This window comes from Mycoplasma pogonae, assembly GCF_054170725.1.
In genome coordinates this window covers 24643-47400 of the sequence record NZ_JBSWZS010000002.1, presented here as the reverse complement: position 1 = coordinate 47400, position 22758 = coordinate 24643, and the positions used below count along the sequence as shown (strand labels likewise).

General features: G+C 28.1%; 17 protein-coding genes. 14 read left to right on the top strand and 3 right to left on the bottom strand.

Features of this window, described 5'->3' with window-relative positions:
• Nucleotides 1–124: 124 nt before the first annotated feature.
• From ACW95P_RS00810 to ACW95P_RS00785, 6 genes are read left to right on the top strand one after another with little or no spacing between them, the layout of a single operon-like run.
• Nucleotides 125–5536 carry a PDxFFG protein gene (locus tag ACW95P_RS00810; RefSeq protein WP_457961328.1) on the top strand — a complete coding sequence of 1804 codons (5412 nt, stop codon included), beginning with the start codon at nucleotides 125–127 and terminating at the stop codon, nucleotides 5534–5536.
• Nucleotides 5537–5548: 12 nt separating this feature from the next.
• A complete protein-coding gene (locus tag ACW95P_RS00805; protein ID WP_457961327.1) occupies nucleotides 5549–8959 on the top strand; it encodes an ABC transporter substrate-binding protein in 3411 nt (1136 codons plus the stop codon).
• A 3-nt stretch (nucleotides 8960–8962) separates the two neighbouring features.
• On the top strand, nucleotides 8963–10006 hold the full coding sequence (locus ACW95P_RS00800; RefSeq protein WP_457961326.1) for an ABC transporter permease: 1044 nt from the start codon (nucleotides 8963–8965) through the stop codon (nucleotides 10004–10006).
• A 4-nt stretch (nucleotides 10007–10010) separates the two neighbouring features.
• Nucleotides 10011–11057 carry an ABC transporter permease gene (locus ACW95P_RS00795; RefSeq protein WP_457961325.1) on the top strand — a complete coding sequence of 349 codons (1047 nt, stop codon included), beginning with the start codon at nucleotides 10011–10013 and terminating at the stop codon, nucleotides 11055–11057.
• A 45-nt stretch (nucleotides 11058–11102) separates the two neighbouring features.
• Nucleotides 11103–12257: an ABC transporter ATP-binding protein gene (locus tag ACW95P_RS00790; protein WP_457961324.1), complete on the top strand. Its 1155-nt coding sequence runs from the start codon at nucleotides 11103–11105 to the stop codon at nucleotides 12255–12257.
• Nucleotides 12247–13632, top strand: coding sequence for an ABC transporter ATP-binding protein (locus tag ACW95P_RS00785; RefSeq protein ID WP_457961323.1), 1386 nt, complete (start codon nucleotides 12247–12249; stop codon nucleotides 13630–13632). Before ACW95P_RS00790 ends, ACW95P_RS00785 begins: the two co-directional genes overlap by 11 nt.
• A 56-nt stretch (nucleotides 13633–13688) precedes the next feature.
• On the opposite strand, the gene ACW95P_RS00780 is transcribed toward ACW95P_RS00785, so the two are convergent.
• Complete coding sequence (locus ACW95P_RS00780) at nucleotides 13689–14060, bottom strand: YigZ family protein (RefSeq protein WP_457961322.1); 372 nt, start codon at nucleotides 14058–14060, stop codon at nucleotides 13689–13691.
• Between the two features lie 238 nt (nucleotides 14061–14298).
• On the opposite strand from ACW95P_RS00780, the gene ACW95P_RS00775 reads away from it, so the two are divergent.
• The 3 genes from ACW95P_RS00775 to ACW95P_RS00765 are packed head-to-tail and all read left to right on the top strand — an operon-like array spanning nucleotide 14299 to nucleotide 16721.
• Nucleotides 14299–15819, top strand: a complete 1521-nt coding sequence (locus ACW95P_RS00775; protein ID WP_457961321.1) for a phospho-sugar mutase — start codon at nucleotides 14299–14301, stop codon at nucleotides 15817–15819.
• Nucleotides 15820–15853: 34 nt separating this feature from the next.
• On the top strand, nucleotides 15854–16270 hold the full coding sequence (locus ACW95P_RS00770) for a hypothetical protein (protein ID WP_457961320.1): 417 nt from the start codon (nucleotides 15854–15856) through the stop codon (nucleotides 16268–16270).
• On the top strand, nucleotides 16260–16721 hold the full coding sequence (locus ACW95P_RS00765; RefSeq protein WP_457961319.1) for a hypothetical protein: 462 nt from the start codon (nucleotides 16260–16262) through the stop codon (nucleotides 16719–16721). The genes ACW95P_RS00770 and ACW95P_RS00765 overlap by 11 nt, the downstream gene beginning before the upstream one ends.
• Nucleotides 16722–16765: 44 nt before the next feature.
• Here ACW95P_RS00765 and ptsP read toward each other — a convergent pair whose 3' ends face one another.
• The gene (gene ptsP / locus ACW95P_RS00760) at nucleotides 16766–18487 is read right to left on the bottom strand and encodes a phosphoenolpyruvate--protein phosphotransferase (protein ID WP_457961318.1); all 1722 of its coding nucleotides are present in this window, start codon (nucleotides 18485–18487) and stop codon (nucleotides 16766–16768) included.
• A gap of 137 nt (nucleotides 18488–18624) precedes the next feature.
• Entirely contained in the window at nucleotides 18625–18894 is a 270-nt protein-coding gene (locus ACW95P_RS00755) for an HPr family phosphocarrier protein (RefSeq protein ID WP_457961317.1), read from the bottom strand.
• Between the two features lie 222 nt (nucleotides 18895–19116).
• Here ACW95P_RS00755 and hpt point away from each other — a divergent pair, with 222 nt between their 5' ends.
• From hpt to rpsO, 5 genes are all read left to right on the top strand, one after another.
• Nucleotides 19117–19683 (top strand): hypoxanthine phosphoribosyltransferase, encoded by a 567-nt coding sequence (hpt, locus tag ACW95P_RS00750; RefSeq protein ID WP_457961316.1) that lies wholly within the window; start codon nucleotides 19117–19119, stop codon nucleotides 19681–19683.
• Nucleotides 19684–19690: 7 nt separating this feature from the next.
• On the top strand, nucleotides 19691–20563 hold the full coding sequence (gene truB, locus ACW95P_RS00745; RefSeq protein WP_457961315.1) for a tRNA pseudouridine(55) synthase TruB: 873 nt from the start codon (nucleotides 19691–19693) through the stop codon (nucleotides 20561–20563).
• A 10-nt stretch (nucleotides 20564–20573) separates the two neighbouring features.
• Nucleotides 20574–21389 carry a YcsE-related riboflavin metabolism phosphatase gene (locus ACW95P_RS00740; RefSeq protein ID WP_457961314.1) on the top strand — a complete coding sequence of 272 codons (816 nt, stop codon included), beginning with the start codon at nucleotides 20574–20576 and terminating at the stop codon, nucleotides 21387–21389.
• On the top strand, nucleotides 21389–22243 hold the full coding sequence (locus tag ACW95P_RS00735; protein WP_457961313.1) for an FAD synthase: 855 nt from the start codon (nucleotides 21389–21391) through the stop codon (nucleotides 22241–22243). Before ACW95P_RS00740 ends, ACW95P_RS00735 begins: the two co-directional genes overlap by 1 nt.
• Before the next feature lie 164 nt (nucleotides 22244–22407).
• Nucleotides 22408–22674 (top strand): 30S ribosomal protein S15, encoded by a 267-nt coding sequence (gene rpsO, locus ACW95P_RS00730; RefSeq protein ID WP_457961312.1) that lies wholly within the window; start codon nucleotides 22408–22410, stop codon nucleotides 22672–22674.
• Nucleotides 22675–22758: the final 84 nt, after the last annotated feature.

Genomic DNA, 22758 nt, shown 5'->3' with positions numbered 1-22758 from the left:
AATTAAGATTAAAAATTATTAATTTATAAATTATAAAAAGACTTGTTTAAAAGATTTAGCAACTAAATCAAAAACAAGTCTTTTTATATTTTTAAAAATAAAAAAACAAAACAATGGAGTTTTTATGAAAATAAAAAGAAAATTAACATTATGACAAAAATCATTAATAGCAATTACAACATTAGCTGTTGGTGCAGCAACAACAATTGCAGCAGTTTTTGCTTATGCAGCTAATTCTGATGAAGTTAAAGGTTTTGAATATCCCAAACCAGGAATTTCATTATCAAATGATTACAATAAAATTTACAATGCAAATGGTGAATTAGTTCCTTTTGTTGCGATTTTAACTCCAAATAAAGATCAAGAAATTGCACAAATGACTGATGATGGCAAACAATATTGATGAAATTCTGATTCAAAAAGAAAAATGGATTTTGAGCAATTTTTTAACGAATATTTTAGTCGCTATAATGAAGGGTTTATTCAACAAGTAGCTTATGGATCATTTAGTTTTTATAATGAATATGTTTTAGCAGTAGCGCCAGAAAAATTTTTAGAATTTACTAAATGATTTATTAAAGAAGTGGCTTGAGGTCCTGATTTAATAAGTTTAGATAGTTTTAGAATTGTCCCTGGAGTTGAAGTTAAAGGTAATTCAGTTACCTTAGGTAACCACCATTCACTTTATAAAGAGGAAACAGAAATTAAATTTTTCCCTGATGCTTTTTTTGGTTCATTACCGATTTTTTCAAATTTATCAGGAAATAATAATATTAATGACAAGCTATCATTGCAAAGTTTTTCAAGAAATGTTCCTAAAAATGGTGCTGATGATTATTTAAAAAATATCCCATTAGCAACAACTTTGAAAAACTTAACATTATCTGGGAAATTAAAAAATTTTCAAACAGTTTCTTTTAAAGGAATTTTGATACCAGGAAAATTAATTAATTCAAAAATAAAAATATATCAAGATCCAAAATTTCTTAGTTCTAATGCATTGAATAATTCAGATCATCGTTTATCAGGAATGGCAAATCATGTAATGTTACCTTATGATGTTACCGAATCCGAATTTCAAGAATATAAAAAAGCTTTTATCGATATTTATCCTGATTTAAAATTAAGTGATTTTACTAATATTGTAATTCAAAATGCTTTTACAAGTAATAATCCAGAAAGTAATGATCTTGAATTTTTAAAAATATCATTTATTGCTGAAAATGAAATTAATACTCAAAATTATAAAAATCAATTTTTATTTCAAAGCTCTGAAATATTTACAAATTTAACTAATCAAAATAATCGAATTTTAGCTAATGAAGTTAATAAAAAATTAGTACATTTTTTAGATTTTTATGATATTGAATCATATTTAAATACTAATTTTGAAGTTTATGAAAATGCCGAAAATATTAAATTTTTTAAATCAAAATTGTCAGCCTTAAATGATTGACCAGAACTTGATAAATCTAAATTTAAAAGCTATAAATTTATTAAATTTGAGAAAACACCATCTGGCTTAAAAGTTTATGCTAAAAACAACAAAACACAAGAGCAACAAATTTTTGAGTTTTCAACTAATTTAGATACAGTTGAAAAACGTCGTTTGTTTAGAGAATTTAAATATGCTATTAATTATCTTGGTGCAGTAACGCCGATAGCGTTATTTGCAACTCCGGAAGATAATTCGCTAACAAATGAAAAAAACAAGTCTTTAAAAGGTTTAGATGCACGACAATATCAAATTTTTGTTGAAAAATATAGCGGTTTAATCGAAAGTGTTTTAGATGCTTTCCCTAGTTTAAAGAAAAAAAGATTTGGTCCTCATATCGCCAAAAAAATCAATAATCAAGGATTTTATGAGTATGAAGTTGTTGAAGGTGAATATGAAGGTCTTTCTTATGATGATAGAATTGGATTACCACTAATTTTAAAAGCATTAGACCCAAATTGAGGAGGGATTTCAACAGATTTTCTAAAATATGTTGGTGCGCATGAATATGGTCATCACTACACATTAGAAAAAACTCAAGCATTAAATAACCGGGATAATTCAGTGATTGTTGGTGGTATTGATGTTAGATCAGGGACATCTTCAGCGTCTTTTTACTCATGAAAAGCATTACAAAATTACCTAAAAGCTCGCACTAATTTGGAAGTAAGAAAAGTTAATGCAAATGGTGAGCCAAGCGAATTTGGTACTTTTACACAGTTTGGATTTATTGGAAAAAATGGTGAATTTCAAGGTTGAGAATCTAATGATGATATTTGAGGTTCAGTTGATAAAAATGATGTTTTTGAAACTGTTAGAAACCCAAGAAGAAGATTTTTGCAAACTTATGAAAGTTTTTTAAAAGCTGCTGAATTGCGAAATGTTAATATTAGTGACTTATTTATTGCTAATTCCTTAGATACAGAAAGTGGAACATTAAACCCTAGAATTGAAGGAAAGCCAAGATTAGTTTACACAGATAAAAATGGTAAAAAAGAATTTAAACTACTATCATTTGGTGAATTTTATTCCCAGTTGAAAGATGGAATGGGTAATCATCTTGTTTTAGAATCAGGAACTGATGAAGTAAAAGTTATTGACTACATTAAATCTAAAAAAGGTAATTACAAAATCACAAAAATTTATATTTATAACAAAAACAATACGCCTGTTGTTCAGGTTCCTTTAGATAAATGAATAAGCCCAAAAGAATATCGAGAAGTAGAAAAAAAAGTTAATCAGGTAAAATGAAATATTAAAAAATTATTTTTTAATTGAAATGTTGAATCTGGTTGAAATAAAAACTCAACACAAATTTTTCCAAAAGAAGGGTTTAATATTGTAAATGCTTTAACTAATGAAGATTTTTCTTTTAAAAATATTTTTTTAGAAAATTCTTTACTTTATAGAAATGAAGAAATAGAAACTAATCCAAAATATAATGGATTTAACGCCTTAATGAATACTAGCGATTTAAAAAGAAAAGCTTTTCATTATTTTGCACTAAATAGTAATGATAATGATGATGCTTTAAGATCTATTAAAAATTCAACAATTAGATTTAATATTAAAAATAATTCACAAAATCCACAGTCCAAAGATGAACACAATCATAATGACGAAGAACTTGCGCCAAATCTTGAACCATATCCAAATTATGACGCTAGATTAAATGCTTTTTATTATGTAGATAAAGCAATCGTATTTAAAAACGGGTCTAAAACAACTGGAAATTATTTTATCCCCTACTCAAAAGATAAAATGAATATTTTTTCGCGTTTGGCTTATGACGCCGAAAAAAACCATACAAATTTTTTTAAAAAGCATTTAAATACTGAAAATCAATTCCAAAACACAGCAGCTTTTACATTAGCTAGAGCTTTTGGAATTGTTGATAATTTAAATAACCTAACTAATGGTTTTATATCTAATAAAGATTTTATTCTTACTGCATTAGATACAATGGATCAAGAAGTGGTTTTTAAAAGCAATCAAGATTTTAATCATTTAAAACAAAAAATTTCAGGCTTTACTTTTAATGCTTTTAATAACGAAGTTTTAGAAGCATCAAGAAAATTTTATCTTGCTTTCAATACAAAATTTGTAAGAAGAACATTAAAATCTAATAATAAAGAAACTAAATGATGAAGTCCCCTTTTTAAAAACTTAGAAGAATTAATGGAGTGGGGATCAATCGACTATTCAAAAGCTAAAAAAGTAATTAAAAAAAATGGTTTAGTAACTTGATGATGAGATATTAATTATGTTAAGTCTAAATTTAATTTCAATAAATTTAAACAAGGTTTAATTAAATATGAATCAAATTTGTGATCACGAGAAAAAATTAATGATAATCAATTTGTAGCTAATTTATTAATGTTTAGATTTCGAAAATCACCATTTTTTTTAGTGGTTAAAAATTTTAATCCTGCCACAGAATTAGTGCAAAATGAAGCAATTTTATCGCCAGTTTTTGGAATTGGATATTTAAATGAAAAAAACATTAGTCGCTATGTGCAAAATCCTGAAAATAAAAAAACTGATGCTGATTTTACAGTAGAAGATTACCAAAAAATTATGCATAGTTTTGCTTCTAGATATGGAAAAAAAGCGATTGAAAATATGGATGGAGTAGATTTTTCGTTTGCTATGGGCAATTTTGGATTTTTAAAAAATCGAGATGTAAAATATACATTTAGTGTTTTATATGATTATGTAGTAGCTAAAATTATTGGGAATAGTATTTCAAGTGATGTTTATTCATATAATGGATCAAGAAATGAACCTCTAATAGCTGATAAATTTACTGATTATATTTATACTATTTCTGAAACTTTAACTCGTGATTTTGTGCAAACTACATTTTTAGCTTCATCACAAGATTTAAATAATTTACCAAGCTATTTAACAAATGTAACTACACAGAATTCAGGCATGAATTTTATTCTTGACACAACTAAATTAAATCTTTATAAAGATTTTAATTTAAATGATGAAAATTTAAACCAAGCTTATACAAAAATTTCTAAATATAGTTATAGATCACAAACTGATTTATCAAATAAAATTGCATTAGAATATCAAAAATACTCTGATGCTTTATCAATATTAAATAAACAAATCATTCAAGCATTAACAGATCTGATTGATTCTGAAAAAAAAGATTTAAGAGAAACAAATAAAATATTACTTTCTCGTTATGAGACAAGAAAAAAAGAAATAGTAGATAAAATTGATGAAGCTATTAAAGATTATAAAAAACAATATCATTGAGACTTCACGGCTGAGGAAATATATTTAAATGAAGTTCGAATATCTTCAAACTACTTTGGAAATATTAATTCTTCAAGTAATGGATTTATGGCTGATAGATGACAAAAAAATAAAATTGGCATGGAATTATATGATCCAAATACTGGTGAAGAAATTCACAAAAATAGTATCAGATTAAAAGATTGAGATGGAAATAAAATTACATCTGTTCCAAAAGCATTTTTTATTTCACAATTATTAAATTATGGTGTTGGTAGTCAAACATTAAGTAGCTTAATTAGAAACAAAAAAAATGATACAGTTGCCATGTATGGGTTTGTAAATAACGAGGCCGCTAATGAAATTAAGCAATTAAAATTCACAAATACATTAACTGGAGAAGTTGTTTATGCGCCAATAAACATTAATAAAACGAATAATATTTTTTATTATAAAAATCAATTAGATCCAAGTTCAAAAGTTACATTACATGATATTGGTTATAGTAGTTGAATTAGCGATAGTTTAATTCTTGGTAAGTATCGACAAGCACTAATGCGCGAAAATACAACTTATTATGTTGATTTCGCTGATTATGAAGGGAATACATTATTTGATAAAGAAGGAAATCATTTGTTTGCATTAGGTAATGAAAGTAATATTTCTGAAAACGGAAAATTAATTGAACAATCAGCAATAGTGGTTGAAAACAAAGAAGTTAAAATAAAAGATAAGCAAATAAAAAGAGCAGTTATTAAAATACAAAATCAATTTCCAACTAAAAATTAAGGAGTAATTTAAATGAAAAAAAGTAAGAAAAAACGGTATTTTTATTTTGCATTGAGTTTACTGTACACTTCTGCAGTTGCAACATTAATTGCTTGCGCCCCCACTCAAACTAAAGGTTCTAGTCTTATTGATACTAGTTTCAAAACATATGATTTGGGTTTGGCAACAGAACCAATTAATACATTAAATTACATTAAATACAAATCATTAGATAAAATTATTCCTTCGCTTGTGACGCCTTACATTTCCGCCGGTCCTGATGGAGAATTAAAATCAATTATTCGTAGCAAAAATTACAAAATGGTGTTACTATCAACAAATCTTTCGGATCAACAACTAACTTCTAATTTTAATAATTTTTTTACAATTAAAAAAACAAAATTGCAAACATCAAATGGTGAAGTAAGTAATAACTTTTATAATTTAAATAATTTTTCAATGATTGGTGGATTATCTAGAGCAAGTGATGGTGGTGAATTAGGCGAAGAATCAACAATATTAATTTTTCCAAATCCCAAAAATGCTAACACATATATGGCAGCAACAGGTCGGGTAAATATTAATAAAAATTATTGGTCTAATGGCGATGTAATCACAGCTCAAGACCTAAGGGATTATTTAGAATATATTTATGATTTATCAACAACTTCACAACACTTTGATAAACTATTGAAATGAGGAATTAGAGGAGTTGATGAATTTATTAATGCTCAAAAAGAATATATTCGCAAATTTAATAGAGCTTATTCAAATCCTTGAGGTAGAAGAAATTATATTATTGCACCATGAAGCAAAGAAAATAGTCCAATTTATATTCAAAATCCAGAACAATCAATTTGAGACTCTCAAACTAAAGATGAAAATGGTGGAGCTTTAGACACCTTAGAAGTTGCTAAAATTAAAGAAACTGCATTAAACATGGGTTTTTACACTGGGCAACTATTTCTTGATTACACAAATGATGAAATAGCTGCAGAATTAAAAAATCCTAAAAATATTTCATTTAATATTAATGCAGATAAACAAGACTTTTATATCACCAAAGAAAACAAAGAATACAAAATTACTTTATTAAAAAATCCATATCGTAATCCATATCAAGTTTTTGATAAAAAAACACTAAAATCAAAAATTATTTCTACAGCTCGTGATAGGAATGAATTTACAATAATTTTTGATGAAAACAAAAACCCTTCAATGAGCTTTTTAACAAATATTTTAACAACCTTATATCCAGCAAACCGTAAATACATTGAAACAAAAGCTGGGGGAATTGATAAATATGGTTCTGATACAAGCTTATTTTTAACAACTGGTCCTTTCAAAATTAAAGATCCAAAAAATAATATTCTTTTAGGACCTCAAGGCTATATAAATATTGTTAAAAATGAAGACTATTTTGAAGCTGAAAATACAATTCCTAATACAATTAAAATATACTTTTCAAATAATCCGCAAACAAATAGAACAATGTTTGAAGATAATTTAATTGCTCAAGCATTTATATCTTCAACAAATATTTTACAATACTGAACTGATGCCAAATACAAATCATTTTTGAAAAAAAATACTGGTTTTGGAACCATTGCTTTTGCTTTTAATTTAGATCGTCAATCTAACGGGCACAATTATTTACAAGATGCCAATTTAAGAAAAGCAATTTATTATTTAATTGATCGTGAAGCAGTTTTAAAAACAGTAGGTTGAGATTTTTCTTTTCCTGTAACCACGTTTACAGCATCTGGTCAGTACAAAGAAAATAATGGAAAAGAAATTGATTTTTACTTTGATAATGAACAAACAGTAACTGAAAATGGAATAATATTGCCATTGCAAAACTACCCATATATTTTAAAAACTGCAAAAATTTTTAATTTTGAAAATACAAATCGTAAAGACACAATCAATAATTTAGAAGCTGCTAAATATTATCTAGATTTATTTAAAAAAGCTCACCCCCATTTAAAGCAAGTTCATTTAACATTTTTACATAACACTTCTAATGAACAGCGTGAAGCTGGTGGTTATTTACAGGCGGCATTGAACCAAACAGAAGGATTTAAAGATTTTGTTATATTGGAAAGTAAAGGTGTACCCGAAAATATTTTTGTTTCTTTTGTAGAACAAGGAAACTACGATATTATTTACCAAAATTTTGACCGAATTGGTGGTAATCTAGCTTCTGATTATATTCAAACATTCTTTTTGCCTGATGAATTAGATTTGATTGACTTAAAAACAATTGCATTTAAGCAAAACCCGGCTGGTTCATTTACTTATGCTGATTATTTTAGTCAAATTTCACTAAAACAAATCAATAATTTAGTAGCTACTGGCCAAGCTGTCAATTTTGTTAATATTTTAAAGCCTTATTTTGATGTAACTCAATTAGCTATTGAGCAAATTCCTGACTTTAATGCAGAATTTAATTCAATGCTAAATGAATCTCAAATAGGTTTATTAGGTAAAAAAAGTAAAATTTTAGCTCAAAGATTGGCGCTTCATTTAAAATTAAAATATGGCAATGATAAAAAATACTTTGTTGAAGTTTTTAATGAAAGTTTTCTAGAAAATATTTTACAAAATCTTGCATTAGTAGCATTATCAAAAGCAACTAATAATGTAGATATCCAACGTAAATATTCTAATTTAGCCCAATCTCGGATTAATAAATTACAAAATTTTATTACTTATATTTATTTTAATAATTCTAAGTCAAATTTATCATTAGGAACCGAATGATATGACATAATGCAAAACAAAAAGGAAGTAATTAATTTTGCGGACAAAATTGCTTTAAATAGTTTTGAATTTGCTAAAAAACATAAATTTACTTTTGATCCTTTTCCCGAAATTAACGAAGCTAAAAAATACGCTTTTAAGGTTTTGGATCTACTAAGTAAATTATCAGAAGGTGATAAAAAAAATTTTATCAAAAGGATTAATGAAGCCAAAGATGTACACTGATATGAAAAAAGCTTAGTTGATAAATCACAAACAATTTATACAATTATAGAAGAAGCCACTGCAAAAAATAATGATGCAGTAACTGCATTGAAAATTCAAGTAGATATCAAAATGCGACAATTAATGTTATATAGAAAGGCAATTGAGCTATCTTATTTTAAAAACAATGAAAATTTAATTGATTACAATTCACGTTTAAATTCTTTTTTTAGCGGAAATTTTAGTCTTCATGAAGCTTTGATGGGTTGGACTCAGTCAAAAGTTTTTCAATTGATTGCATTATTTGAAAAAATTATTCGTGATACAGCTCCAGTGATTCCATTGATGGAAGTAGATACTAACTGAGAATTAACACGAATTGGAGGAATTAAAAGTATTTATACCTATCATTTACAATATGCTTATGATTATACTAACCCCCCAAGACCAGGATTACCAAGAAAGCGAGCAACATAGAATATGGAATCGAGGAAAAAACACAAAAAATACCAAGAAAACTCAGCTAATGTAGTTTTTAGCAACAAACGTTCTGAAAACTACACTATTTTTCAAAAACTAACAAATGTTAATTCGCCTTTTTTTCGAATTGTGTTACGTTTGTTATCAATTACTGTAAGTTTTTTTGTGATTGCTTTTATTGTTATTACAATTACTTTCTTTTTATTAAATTCAATTCCCGGAAATCCTCTAACAGCAGGAATGGATGATGCCACAAGACAAGCAACAGAAATTAAATATGGGTTAGATCAACCAATTGGAATTCGTTACTTGAATTATTTAAAAGGTTTATTTTCACTAGATTTTGGAGTTTCTTATTCTCTATTCCGAGAACAAAATATTAATGATTTTATTTGAATTCGATTTTTAAAATCATTTTACATCGGAATTTTTAGTGTAGCCTTAACCTTGTTAATTGGAATTCCAATTGGAATTTTAATTGGTAAAAATCCAGGTGGTTTTTTAGATAATGCTTCAACATTATTGATTTCTTTTTTTTCATCTTTTCCAACGATTGTTTTTGGTTTGGTACTAATTTTTTTAGGAAGACTAGTGGGCTTGCCATTTATTTTCAATGAAGCTAATTTTTTAACTTACATTATTCCTGGCTTGACTATTTCTTTAGGTAACATTATTGTTTATATTAAATATATTCGTACAGAATTAAATCGTGAATTAAACTCTGTGCATGCTAAATTTGCCTACTTAAAAGGAGTAACTAAAAATAGCTTTTCTTGAAAACACGCTTTAAAACCAGCATTATTCCCAATTGCAGCTTTTTTACCGGTGGTAATTTTTGGATCATTTTTGGGAAGTTTGTTTGTTGAAAAATTATTCTTTATTCCTGGAGCGGGAGCAACACTAACTGAAGGAATTATGTCTAAAGATTACAATGTTGTTTTGTTCTTAATTATTATTTACTCAGTCATTACAGTTATGTCATTTGCAATTCGTGATGTTTTATACGAACTTTTAGATCCTCGTATTAGAAAAAAAAGGAAGTAGATTTATGTTTAAAAAAATTAAACAAAATTTAGTCAATAAAATTAGTGAATTGCGCAAAAAACAAACTGCAGAATCACAAGCTAATTTAGAATTACTACGCGAAGGTGGTGGGGGACCTAATCTCTTTTTACAACCGTTTAATTATCAAAAATGAAAAATGGTTGGTAATATTATGAGTTACAACGATACTTTGCATATCCCCTCGCAATCAAAAGTTTTTCGAGAATTTGTTAATCGTTTTGCACAAAAAATGGGTGGGGTATTTGGCTTTTTTATTTTGATATCCATTATTATTTTAGCTCTAATTATCCCTCTTACAACTCGTGACCCTAATGTTACCGATATCAATCAGCGTTATTTAACATTTAATAGTGTCGGTGATGATGGGCAATACTACATTTTAGGAACTGATAATTTAGGGCGTGATGTTTGGGCTCGATTATGGCATGGACTACGTTATTCGTTAGCAATTGCTTTTGTAACAACTTTTATTGAAGTATTAATTGGAGTAACTTTCGGAATTATGATGGGTTATTTTTATCGTTTTGATAAAGCTGTAACATTTTTAATTAAAATCTTAAATGTTTTACCAAGTATTTTAATTTTGATTTTAGTTTCAATTGTTGCCAAACCTTCATTTTGAGTTTTAGTATTATCATTTTCACTAACATCATGGACGGGAATGGCCAACCAAATTAGAGCTCAAGTAAAACGGGCAGCTAATTTTGAATGAGTTGCAGCTTCTAAAGTTTTAGGTACACCAACTTATAAAATTTTAAAAAACTTTTTCCCAGTTATTATTCCAATTTTAATTACACAATTAATCTTTACAATTCCTGGAGTTATTTTTGCTGAAACATCATTAAACTTTATTGGTTTAACAATTGAAAATCAGCCAACATTAGGAAGTATGATTTATGCTGGAACCGACAATATTTTTCCAAAATATTTAAGATATGCTTTTATTCCAGCTACATTTTTAGTTTTAATTACTATCTCAATTCAACTAATTGGTTCAAGTGTTCAAGATGCGCTAAGAAGGCAAAGGTAGCATACTATGCAATGAAAATTTTTTAAGCGGATAAAACAAAAGTTCTTGGCAAAAGTTACCCCTTTTAATTGAGATAAATTTTATGAAAATGTTACAACTGAAAAAATAGCTGATGGAACTGAGTTGCGAGTCGCTGCTGAGATTAAAGATATTTACCTAAGTTTTTCTAATCCTTCACGTCCCAAAGAAAAAAATATTGTGCTTCGTGGCCCTTCAATTAAAATTTATGAAGGTAAAATTCACGCCATCATTGGAGAATCAGGATCTGGTAAAAGTGTTTTAACTTCATTACTTTACGGTTTAACTGGTGACAATGCTGTAATTGATTCCGGAGAAATTAAACTTTATAACAATAATGTTGAAAAATTCACTTTTAAAGATTGAGAAAATTCACGTTATCGTGGGCGAGTTGTTTCAGCAGTATTTCAAAATCCAATGTCAACACTAAATCCAACTATGAAAGTTGGTAAGCAAATTATGGAAGGGATGCTTGTTAACAAAGTTGTTAAAAATCGCAAAGAAGCTTACCAAAAAGCATTAGAATTTTTAAGCTTAAGTAAAATTAGTGATCCCCAAGCTGTAATGAAATTATACCCCCATGAAATGTCAGGTGGAATGATTCAACGGGTAGTAATCGCTTCAATTGTAGCGATGCAACCAAAAATTTTAGTCATGGATGAACCAACTACAGCACTTGACCCAAGTGTGCAAGCTTTGGTATTGGAAATTGTTCGTAATTTACAAAAAAAATTGAATTTAGCAATTGTTTTCATTACCCATGATCTAGGTGTTGTAGCTTCAATTAGTGATTATATTTCCATTATGTATGCTGGTCAAATTATTGAAGAGGGAACTACAAAAGAAATTTTGTTAAATCCTCAGCACCCTTATACTTGAGGTTTGATTTCGAGTATGCCTGATGTTAATAAAGGCTCAAGACTTTATACTATTCCTGGATCGGTGCCATCATCATTAAATAAAATTCAGGGTGATGCTTTTGCTGTGCGAAACGATTATGCTCTTGACGTTGATTTTCACCAAGAACCTAATTTTTACAAAATTAGCCCTACTCACCGGGTGAAATCAGCACTGTTAGACAAACGTGCTCCAGAATATCAACCACCAAAATTAATTCAAAAATTATGAAAGGAATATGCTGCTAAAAATTCTAATAGCAAACAATTAAAAAATGTCAAATAAAAAGCTTAAAGATTATTTTTTTACTAAAAAAAGTTTTGCAGCATATCAAAAAGGTGATTATGTTGAAAAACAAACTCGTTTTGGGATTTTCACAAAAACATTTTTACGCCGGCCATTAAAAGGTACAAGTGAAATGCTGGATGCCAATCCTGAAAAAGAAATTTTAGCATCATTACGGCATGTTGATATTACATATGGAACGGGAACTAAAGCGTTTCGTGCGGTGCATGATTTAAATTTAAATATTTATGATGGTGAAGTTTTGGGGTTAGTTGGAGAATCGGGATCAGGGAAATCGACAATTGGACGCACCATTATTGGTCTTGTACCTTATAGTTTTGGGGAAATTAAATTACTAGATAAAACATTACCCAAAAAAAATTATCGCGGCTTTAAAATAGGGAAAGCTTTAAAAGAATTTAAACAGTTAGAAAATTTTTTAGTAAATAAAGTTCAAATTATTTTTCAAGATCCTTCTAACTCATTAAATCCTCATGTCAATGTTGAATCAATCGTTTCTGAAGGTTTAGAAAACACAAAAAATTCACGGGAAATTTATTTTTATGATTTAGATTTACAAATTTTAGATAAAGTTTGACAAGTAATTACTGAATCAAATCGCAAAAATGTATTTACAAAAACATATAATAAAACAATTGTGCAAGCAATTACTGAAAATATTGATTTGAGTACTCAAGCTTTGGAAACTAATTTATTACCACTGCTAAAACAGTATAATGAAACTAAGGCGCTTGCAATTTTAAAACAAGAATTACAAAATCGCTCAGAAGCATTAAAAACCATAACTGAGAAAAAAGCGCAAAAAATTTTAATTCGTGAAATGTTAAAAAATGTAGGATTAGATGAATCAGTTTTGAAGCGTTATCCACTTGAATTTTCAGGTGGACAACAACAAAGAATCGGAATTTCTCGAGCTGTTGTTTTGCGACCGAAGCTGTTAATTGCGGATGAACCCATTTCAGCTTTGGATGTCTCAATTCAAGCTCAAGTTGTTAATATTTTTAATGATTTAAAAGAAAAATTTCAGCTAACAATTTTATTTATTGCCCATGATTTGCGAATGGTAGAATATATTTCTGATCGAATCGCTGTAATGAATAAAGGTACATTACTTGAAGTTGGAAAAACCGAGGCAATTATGGCTAATCCAGTTCACCCTTATACCAAATCATTATTAGATGCAATTCCTTCACTAGATCCAGAACGCAAAAGTTTGATTGGTTATGTTTATGATATTAATATGCATCACTATTCAGAAGCTAATCAGCCACAATGAATCAGAGTTAAAGATGACCATTTTGTGCTAGCTACTCCAGATGAATTTTCGCGTTGAAGTAAGAAAAATTTCAGCTAAAAATTATTTTTGAAACAAAATTCCTAATTTAATTTAGGAATTTTTTTATAAAAAAATTAATTATTTTGCAGATTTTTAATATAGTTTTCAATTGCTAGTGCTGCACTTTCCCGATAAGCGCGACTTAATCCACCCCCACCTAATTTAATGCCGCCAAAGTAGCGGATTACAACAACTAAAACATTATTAAGTTTTTTCAACCTTAATAAATTATAAATTTGCATTCCGGCTGTACCTTTTGGCTCACCAGCATCGTGAAAACCTGCCATTTCATGATTATTTTCATCAAGTAATAAATAAGCATAACAAATGTGATTAGCTTTTTTATATTCAGTATTTAATTTTTCGATAATCAACTTAATTTCTTTTTTATCTTTGATAAGATAAAGATGGCTAATGAAAGTTGATTTTTTTACTATTAATTCCATTTTCATAATTATAAATTAGCAATGCAAGAGATTTAAAAATATAATATTAAAAAATTAGTAAAATTGTTTATTTTTAAAATAAAAAAATATTTTTTTGCAATTTTCTATAATATTATTACATATATTATATGGGGTCATATTTTGGATTGAAAGTTTGTTATTTTATAATTTTTAAATATTTAATTAATAAATCATTAATGCTAATTAATAATTTCAAAAAGAATAGAAAGGGCTTAATATGGCAAAACTAGAATTTGGTACAGCTGGAATTAGAGGTAAATTAGGTCCAGGAGAAGCTAATTTAAATTTAGCGCATATTTACCGCGTTACTGAAGGTTATGCACGTTATCTTTTAAAAAAAATTCCCGAAGCTAAAACTAAAGGGATTGTAATAGGGCGAGATAATCGTCGCCAATCAGCTGAGTTTGCAGCCGCTGCAGCCGCTGTTTTAAAATATCACGGAATTAGAGTGCATTATTCAAAAAATATTTGTCCTACGCCATTTATTTCATTTGCAATTAAAAAATTAGGAGCATTAGGTGGAATTAATATCACAGCTAGTCATAATCCTAAAGAATTTAATGGTTATAAAATTTATAATGGTTTAGGCGCACAGATGCTACCATCTGAAATTGCTGATTTAGTTAAGTTTTTTGAACCGTATGAAAATTATCTAACAGCTAAATTTACAACACAGTTCACAAGCCGAGATTTTATTCAATCGCAAATTTTTGATCAGTATCAGCAAGCAGTCGGTGCTATTGGGGGTCAAAATTTTAATTTAAGTAACTTAAAAATAGCTTTTTCACCCTTACATGGAACTGGAGCGGATATTGGCCAAAAATTATTTAATGATTTAAAGTTAAATGTTTGTTATGCTACTAATGAAATGTCTGAAGATCCTGAATTTAGTTATGTAAAAAACCCCAATCCCGAGTCAATTATTGCTTTTGAAGGTGTAATTAAAGCTTGTGAAAAGCAAAATGTTGATCTTTTTTTAGTTACAGACCCTGATGCGGATCGGTTAGGCGTGATTGTAAATGATGTAGGGGTGAAACGAATTTTAACTGGTAATGACGTTGCAACAATTATTACTTATTATTTAGTTAATCACAAAAATGCAAAAATTTTAAGTAATAGTTATTTAATTTATTCACTAGTTTCAAGTAGTTTGCCAAAAATCATTGCTCAAAAACATCACGTAAAACCAGTTGCAATTAATACAGGATTTAAATGAGTAGCTGAAGCAATAGCAAAAAATCAAGATAAAGAATTTTTATATGCTTTTGAAGAAAGTTATGGTGGCTTATTAAATCCTAAAATTTCTTATGATAAAGATGCATTACAAATTATGATTATGATTTGCAAGATCGCATCGTATTACAAAACAAAAAAACTTAATTTATTTCAATTATTACAGCAAATAAATACTGAGTATGGCTATGCTAAAACCGGAGTTGTTTCAATTGATTTACAAAGCTTAGAACCAGCAATATGGGAGAGGATTAAAACTAAATTAATTAATCACAATTATGGCTTTGCAAAATTAAAAGTAACTGATTTCAATCATGATGTAACAGAAATTGCGCCTGATAATATGATTAAAATTGAATTTGAAAATAATTCTTGAATTATTTTGCGACCTTCTGGCACAGAACCTAAAATAAAAATTTATCTTTTTACTTTTGATCGAGATGAAAATATAGCTCAAAATATGTATGAGTTGTTAATTAAGCAGATAAAAAACGAAATCGAATAATCAATTAAAAGCTTTAAAAATGGAGGCCAATCCAATGCATTTTAAAATTTTAAATATTTTTCGACTTTTAACTTATGAATATGATTTTTTCAAAGAAATTTACGATTTAACATATAAAGAAATTGCAAATCAATTTGAAAAACACGAAGATAACCCAGATTGAAAAATGAGCCCTAATTTTTATCATCCAGATAATAAACAATTAGCAAATGAAATTCAATTTTATGTAGCAGATTATATTTTGTGGTTGTTTGAGCAACCTGAATTTTTGGAACAAATTAAAAATTTTATTTTTCCCAAAAATCCACAGTGAACAGTTAAGCAAAAAACGCAATATATTAAGAAAAAAATGCTTCTAGAAATGCAAAGTTCGCTACCTTATGCTTTTTTTAAAGCGACTATGGTGCATGCTGTTAAATATAATCGGGAAGTGATACGCAATGGAAGATAAGGAATTTTTCGAAACCAAAGTAACTTTTAAAAATTTTATTGAGCAAGATTTTCAACTTTTTATTGAAATCAATCAATTAATTTTAGCTAGTGTTTTTGAATGAAATAAAATTCAGCTTTTAGCGAAAAAAAAATTTAAATTTAAAGCTAATTTTGACATTAACGCAAAAAATGATTTAGTTCGTTATTTAAATAAAAAAATATTTAGTTATATTGATAGTCTAATGCAACAGCCGGATTTTATTAATCAAGTTGATAGAGCTCATTTCGAATTTGAGGAACGAAATCAAAAAAAAGTGCCACGTCAATTAATTTATGATTACTTTGTAAAATTTTTAGATGATGAAATTAGGTATATTATGCCTTTTGGTTATTTTCGAGCTATACAATTACTTGAAGGCGACTTCCCAGTTACAAATTCATATAATAGTTTTGAACCTTATAAAAAATAAAAACTTTCTCACTAATTTGAGAAAGTTTTTTCGTACTTATTTTTCTATAAATTTTTGTTAAAGTTTTCAACTAGTTCATGTACTTGAGCTTCAGTTTCGCATTCTAAAGCTTTAGCTACCAAGATTTTCGCTTTTTCAGTATCAATTTCAGAAATTTGCTTTCTAGCTGCTAAAATCGAAGTTGCCGACATTGAAAATTCATCTAAACCCATTCCCACTAATAATGGGATAGCAGCAGGTTCTCCGGCCATTTCACCACACATTCCAGCTCATTTACCTTGTTTATGAGCCCCATCAATTGTCATTTTAATTAATTTTAAAATTGAAGGGTTTAATGGTTGGTATAAATATGAAACTTTTTGACTCATCCGATCAGCCGCCATTGTATATTGCATTAAATCATTTGTTCCAATTGAAACAAAATCAACATGCTTAGAAAATTGATCAGTCAAAACTGCAGCTGCAGGAACTTCAACCATCATTCCCAATTCTATCTTATCAGCAACTGGGATTTTGTCAGCTTTAACTTCTGCTAAAACTTCTTCATAAAATGCTTTGGCGTCTAAAAACTCTTGTACTGTAGTGATCATCGGAAACATAATCCCTAATTTACCATAAACACTAGCTCTGATTAGTGCTCGTAATTGTGTTCTAAAAATATCTTTTTTATCAAGCGTCATCCGAATTGCACGGTATCCTAAGAAAGGATTCATTTCTTCAGGAAATTGAAAGTATTTCAAAGTTTTGTCTCCACCAATGTCTAAAGTTCTAACAATAACGCTTTTATCAGGAGTTTTTTCTAACACTGCTTTATAGGCTTGAAATTGTTCTTCTTCGCTTGGTCAATTTTCAGCATCCATATATAAAAATTCACTTCTAAACAATCCAATAGCATCATGCCCATATTGTAATGCAGCTTCAGCATCACTTATGGAACCAATATTTGCTGCAATCAATACTTGTTTACCATCTTTAGTAACTGATGGTTTAGTTAAAAATTTTTGCAATTCATTTTTGTATTCTAAATATTTTTGATAAGCTTTTTCAAATTCTGCCTTACTTGTTTCTGAAGGTTTGATAATTCCTTCGCCCTTATCTCCGTTAATAGCTACAATATCACCGTTTTCAACTAGTTCAGTAATATTTTCAAGCCCTAAAATTGCAGGAATTTCTAAGCTTCTTGCCATAATTGCTGAGTGCGAAGTTCTTCCGCCAATATTTGTTAAAAAACCTTTTACATATTGCTTATCCAGTTGTGCAGTTTCTGAAGGAGTTAAATCATGAGCAACGATTATTGTTGGCTCATTAATTGCGGTTAAATCAACAATTTCAATACCTAAAAGATTTTTAATAATTGTTACAGCAACATCTTTAATATCCGCTGCTCTTTCTTTCATGTAATCATCATCCATACTACTAAACATAGTAATGTAATTCTGACTTACTTGATCAACTGCATAAGCAGCATTAAAACTTTTTTGAATCAAACTCAAAACTTCATCTTGCATTGCTGGGTCCGTTGCCACTTGAATGTGAGCATCAAAAACTTCAATTTCTTCATCACTTAATTTTCCATAAGATAGTTTTTTAATGTTTTCAATTCTTTTAATAGCCTTAACCACGGCTGCTTGATATTTTTCAACCTCAGCATTAATGTCTGCAATTTTGTGATCATCAATTTCAAAATGAGTTTCTTTTAGTTTAAAAACCTTAGCAATAGCAACACCACTTGATGCTCCAATCCCTTTAAAATGTTTTTCACTCATAAAATTCTCCTTAATTTTGTCAATTTAAATAGTTTATTTTCTAAATAATATTATATTTGAACATTTTTTAAATAATTTAGATAAAAAAATAGGGTCTACCCTATTTAATTTTTGTTATAAAGCCGTTTTTAAACTGATTATTCTTCAATTAAATTGTTTTCAATCATTGTCTTTTTAATTTCAGCTAGAGCCACATTAGCATCAGCTCCTTCAGCTTCGACTGTAAAACTTTGACCTTGTTTAATTCCTAAAGCCATAATATTCATAATTGATTTTAAATTTCCTACACGGTCGTGAAAGTGAATTTTTAAGTCTGCTTGAAATTTTGCTGCAACTGCAACAATTTTTGAAGCAGGTCTTGCATGTAATCCAATTGGATCCACAACAGTTGCTTTAAAACTTGCCATTTATTCTCCTTGATTTTGTAAATATTAAATTAAATAAAAAAATAATCTCTGTTTTAAATCTCTTAAAACATTGATTGTGATACTTTAAATACTTGGAAATTATAACAAAAACTAAAAGCTTAATAATTAAATTATTCTAAATAATTCATTTTGTTGAATTTTCAGCTTTTTTTATAGTTAATTAATTCATTTTAAACTAAAAGTTGTTAAAATTAACACAATATGCTTGTAAAAAATGTGTTCGATGAAAAATGAGTAACTGAAATTTTGTTTGATGAACAAACAATTTTAAAACGAATTAAAGAATTAGGGGCATGAGTTAATGAAACTTATGCTAATTCGCAGCGTTTAATCCTTGTGGGATTATTAAAAGGATCAATCCCTTTTATTGCTGAATTAATGAAACATATCAAAGTGCCTCACACATTAGATTTTATGATTGCCTCTTCTTATAAAGGGGGATTAGAGGTATCTGATAATTTAAAAATTGTCATGGACTTGGAACAAAATATTAACAGTATGGATGTTTTGGTTGTTGAAGATATTATTGATAGCGGCCGCACTTTAAAAAAAATTTCTGAGATTTTAGAGCAACGCCATCCCCATACATTACGAACAATTACCCTACTAAACAAACCTTCAAAACGAGCTGTTGAATTTTATGTAGATAAAACTGGTTTTGAAGTCGCTGATCAATTTTTAGTCGGTTTTGGTTTAGATGTAAAAGAAAAACTTCGTAATTTACCTTATATTGGGGTATTTGATAAATCAAAAATTGATTTATTGTAACTAAACTATGATTTATTTACTATGAAAAACTAAAGGTCAAAGCTCATTTCAAGCAATTAAAACCTTTGCACGTCAACACAATATTAAAAAAATTGGCCACACCGGAACTTTAGACCCTTTAGCTTCGGGTCTTTTATTGGTTGCTACTAATGAATCTACAACATTAATTCCGTTTTTAGATCAAAAGTATGGCACAAAAACTTATTTAGCAACTTTGGAATTGAGCAAAAGTTCTGATACTTACGACATTGAAGGTAAAGTTATTAATCACACTTGTAATCATCACCATAATGCAGAAGAAATTGCAACAATATTAAAACATCAATTTACAGGATCTTTAAAACAAATGCCACCTATTTTTTCTGCAAAAAAAATTAATGGTAAAAAAGCTTATGAATTAGCTCGCAAAGGTGTTGAAGTAAATTTAAAACCACAAAATATCTTTGTTGAACAAGCTAAACTAATGAATTGAGATAGCATAAACTTAAAAGCAGAAATTTTATTTACAGTTTCAAAAGGGGCATATATCCGAACCTTAATACATGATTTGGGTAAGGCTTTAAAATGTAATGCAATTATGACTGATTTAATTCGTAATCAAATTGGCGAATTAACTTTAGTTCAAGAAGAATTTCAACAATTAAGTTATCAAAAATTATTGCCTTGAAAAAGCTATGAGGTTAGTCAAAGCCAATTAAAAGACTTCTATTATGGTAAAATTAGTATGAAAAATCTTGTTAATCACTCTAGTTGAGAAAGAGTTTGATTAACAACTAATACCAAAATTTTTGGAATTGGAAAAATTGATCCAACCACAAATTTAGTTTTTCCAGAAAAACTTTTTGGAAAAATTGTTTTATCTTTATTAGAAAACTTTTAAAGGATACTTAATGATTAATTTAAATGAAATTAAAATTGTCGCCAGTGATATTGATGGAACAATTTTGCCTTATGCAGATGAATTTGTTTCTTTAGAAACAGAAACAATGTTTGCAGATTTGAAAAAAGCAGGACTAATTACAGTTTTAGCAACTGGTCGCGATATGATCACTTATAATCAAGTGCGAAATTTAAAAAATATTGATTATTTTATTGGTGCCAATGGAACCTTTATTTATGATTTAAATAAAAATGAAAAAATTTGAGAAAAAGCAATTTCATATTCAACATTTTTGCGTTTTAAAACAATTTTAGATCAACATCGTTTACCTTATACTGTCATGACAAATGATGCTGGTTATTATGATTATGATTTCGATTTAAATAGTTGATATTTGGAAAATCACAAACAAGCTTTTAAATCGATTGACCAACTAGAACATGATCAAAACAATATTCATTTAATTACAATCAAATGTGATGATTTAGAATTAACTAATAAAATCAGAGAAATGTTAATTAATGATGATTGAGAGATTGAAGTTAATTCAGTTTGAACTAAAGGCTTTTTTGTAGTGGAAAAAGGAATTAATAAAGCTAAAACTATTAATGTTTTATGCAAAATGTTAAATCCAGATTGAAGCATTGATAAAAATGTCATTAGTTTTGGCGATAGTTCCAATGATTATGAAATGATTAAAGAAGCAGCTATTGGTGTGGCAGTCGGTAATGCCGATGATAAAATTAGAGAAGTGGCTGATTTTGTTTGTGATGATGTTTGAAATAATGGTGTTTATCATTTTTTTAAAAAACAGGAAGTGATTTAGTGCGCATTCATTATAGCTTTGCCAAAATTCGTAATTTAGAAACGCCAACTTTTGTATTAGGGGCTTTTGAATCGGTTCACAAAGGTCATGCAAAATTAATTGAAATGGCAGAATCACTTAAACAACCTTTTATGGTAGTTTTATTTCGTGACCCTTTGAAGTTACCAAAAAGTAATGGGGAAGTTTTTAATCAGTTAGAACTTCGTTTAACCGCCTTATTTGAATTAGGTGTTAAAGATGTTTTTGTGATTGATTTTGATGAGTGGTTTAAAAATTTATCAGCGGAACAATTTGTTGATATTTTGCAACAACAAGGAGCAAAAACAATAGTAGTTGGCAATGATTATCGTTTTGGTCATGGAGCAACAAAAACACCAACAGATTTAAGTAAAATTTTTCCTAATGTTATAGCTGTTGATTTATATACAGTTGGAAACCAAAAAGTTTCTACTACAATGCTAAAGGCGGAGTTAGCAAATGGCAATTTAGAATTAGTTAATGATTATTCAGTCACTAAATATGCAGTTGATATTTATTTTAATGGCAAAGTTAGTCCTAAAACTTGATTATGACCAGAAAATATAGCTAGGATTCACCCCGGAGTTTATATTACAACTTTTTTATTTCAAGAATTGGAATGACACGGATTTGTAAGAGTTGATTTAAATCACCAAATTCATTGACAAATTTTTGACAATAATTTTAGTGGTACAATTCAAGAAATTTTTGTTCGCATTGAATTTTGAAAAACATTACGCTTAATTACTTCATCCATTCAAGATTTAACTAATGATACTGATATTAAACAAGTTAGGAACTTCTGGGTTGAGTTTCAAAAAACAGAATCTAACTAATGAAATATTTATTAAATTAAATAAAATATTATATAATTTGTTTTCTAAATGAATTTTTTATTAAATTCAAGAAGAAATATAAATGCGATTAGTGCTTGGTTTAAATTGTTTGTTCGAATTTATTCTAGGTGTTAATTAAGAAATGCTAAGGAGAAAACTTATTTATGGTTTCTAAAGAACAAAAACAACAATTAGTTGTAAAATTTGGCGGAACAGAAAAAAATTCTGGAGCAGCCCCTGTACAAATAGCGATTTTAACTGCTGAAATTGAAGGTTTGAAAAAACACTTTTTAGATAATAAAAAAGATAAACACTCAATGCGTGGTTTCATTGCTAAAGTTAATAAACGTAAAAAATTATTAGCTTATTTAAAAAAAGTTGATTTTGATAAATATCAAGCAACAATTCAAGAATTAGGAATTAGAAAATAATTACAAATTTGCAAGCATCCAAAAATATTTTGGATGCTTTTTTTTATTATTTTAAAGTTTTTTAAAAAAACAAAATAATTTATA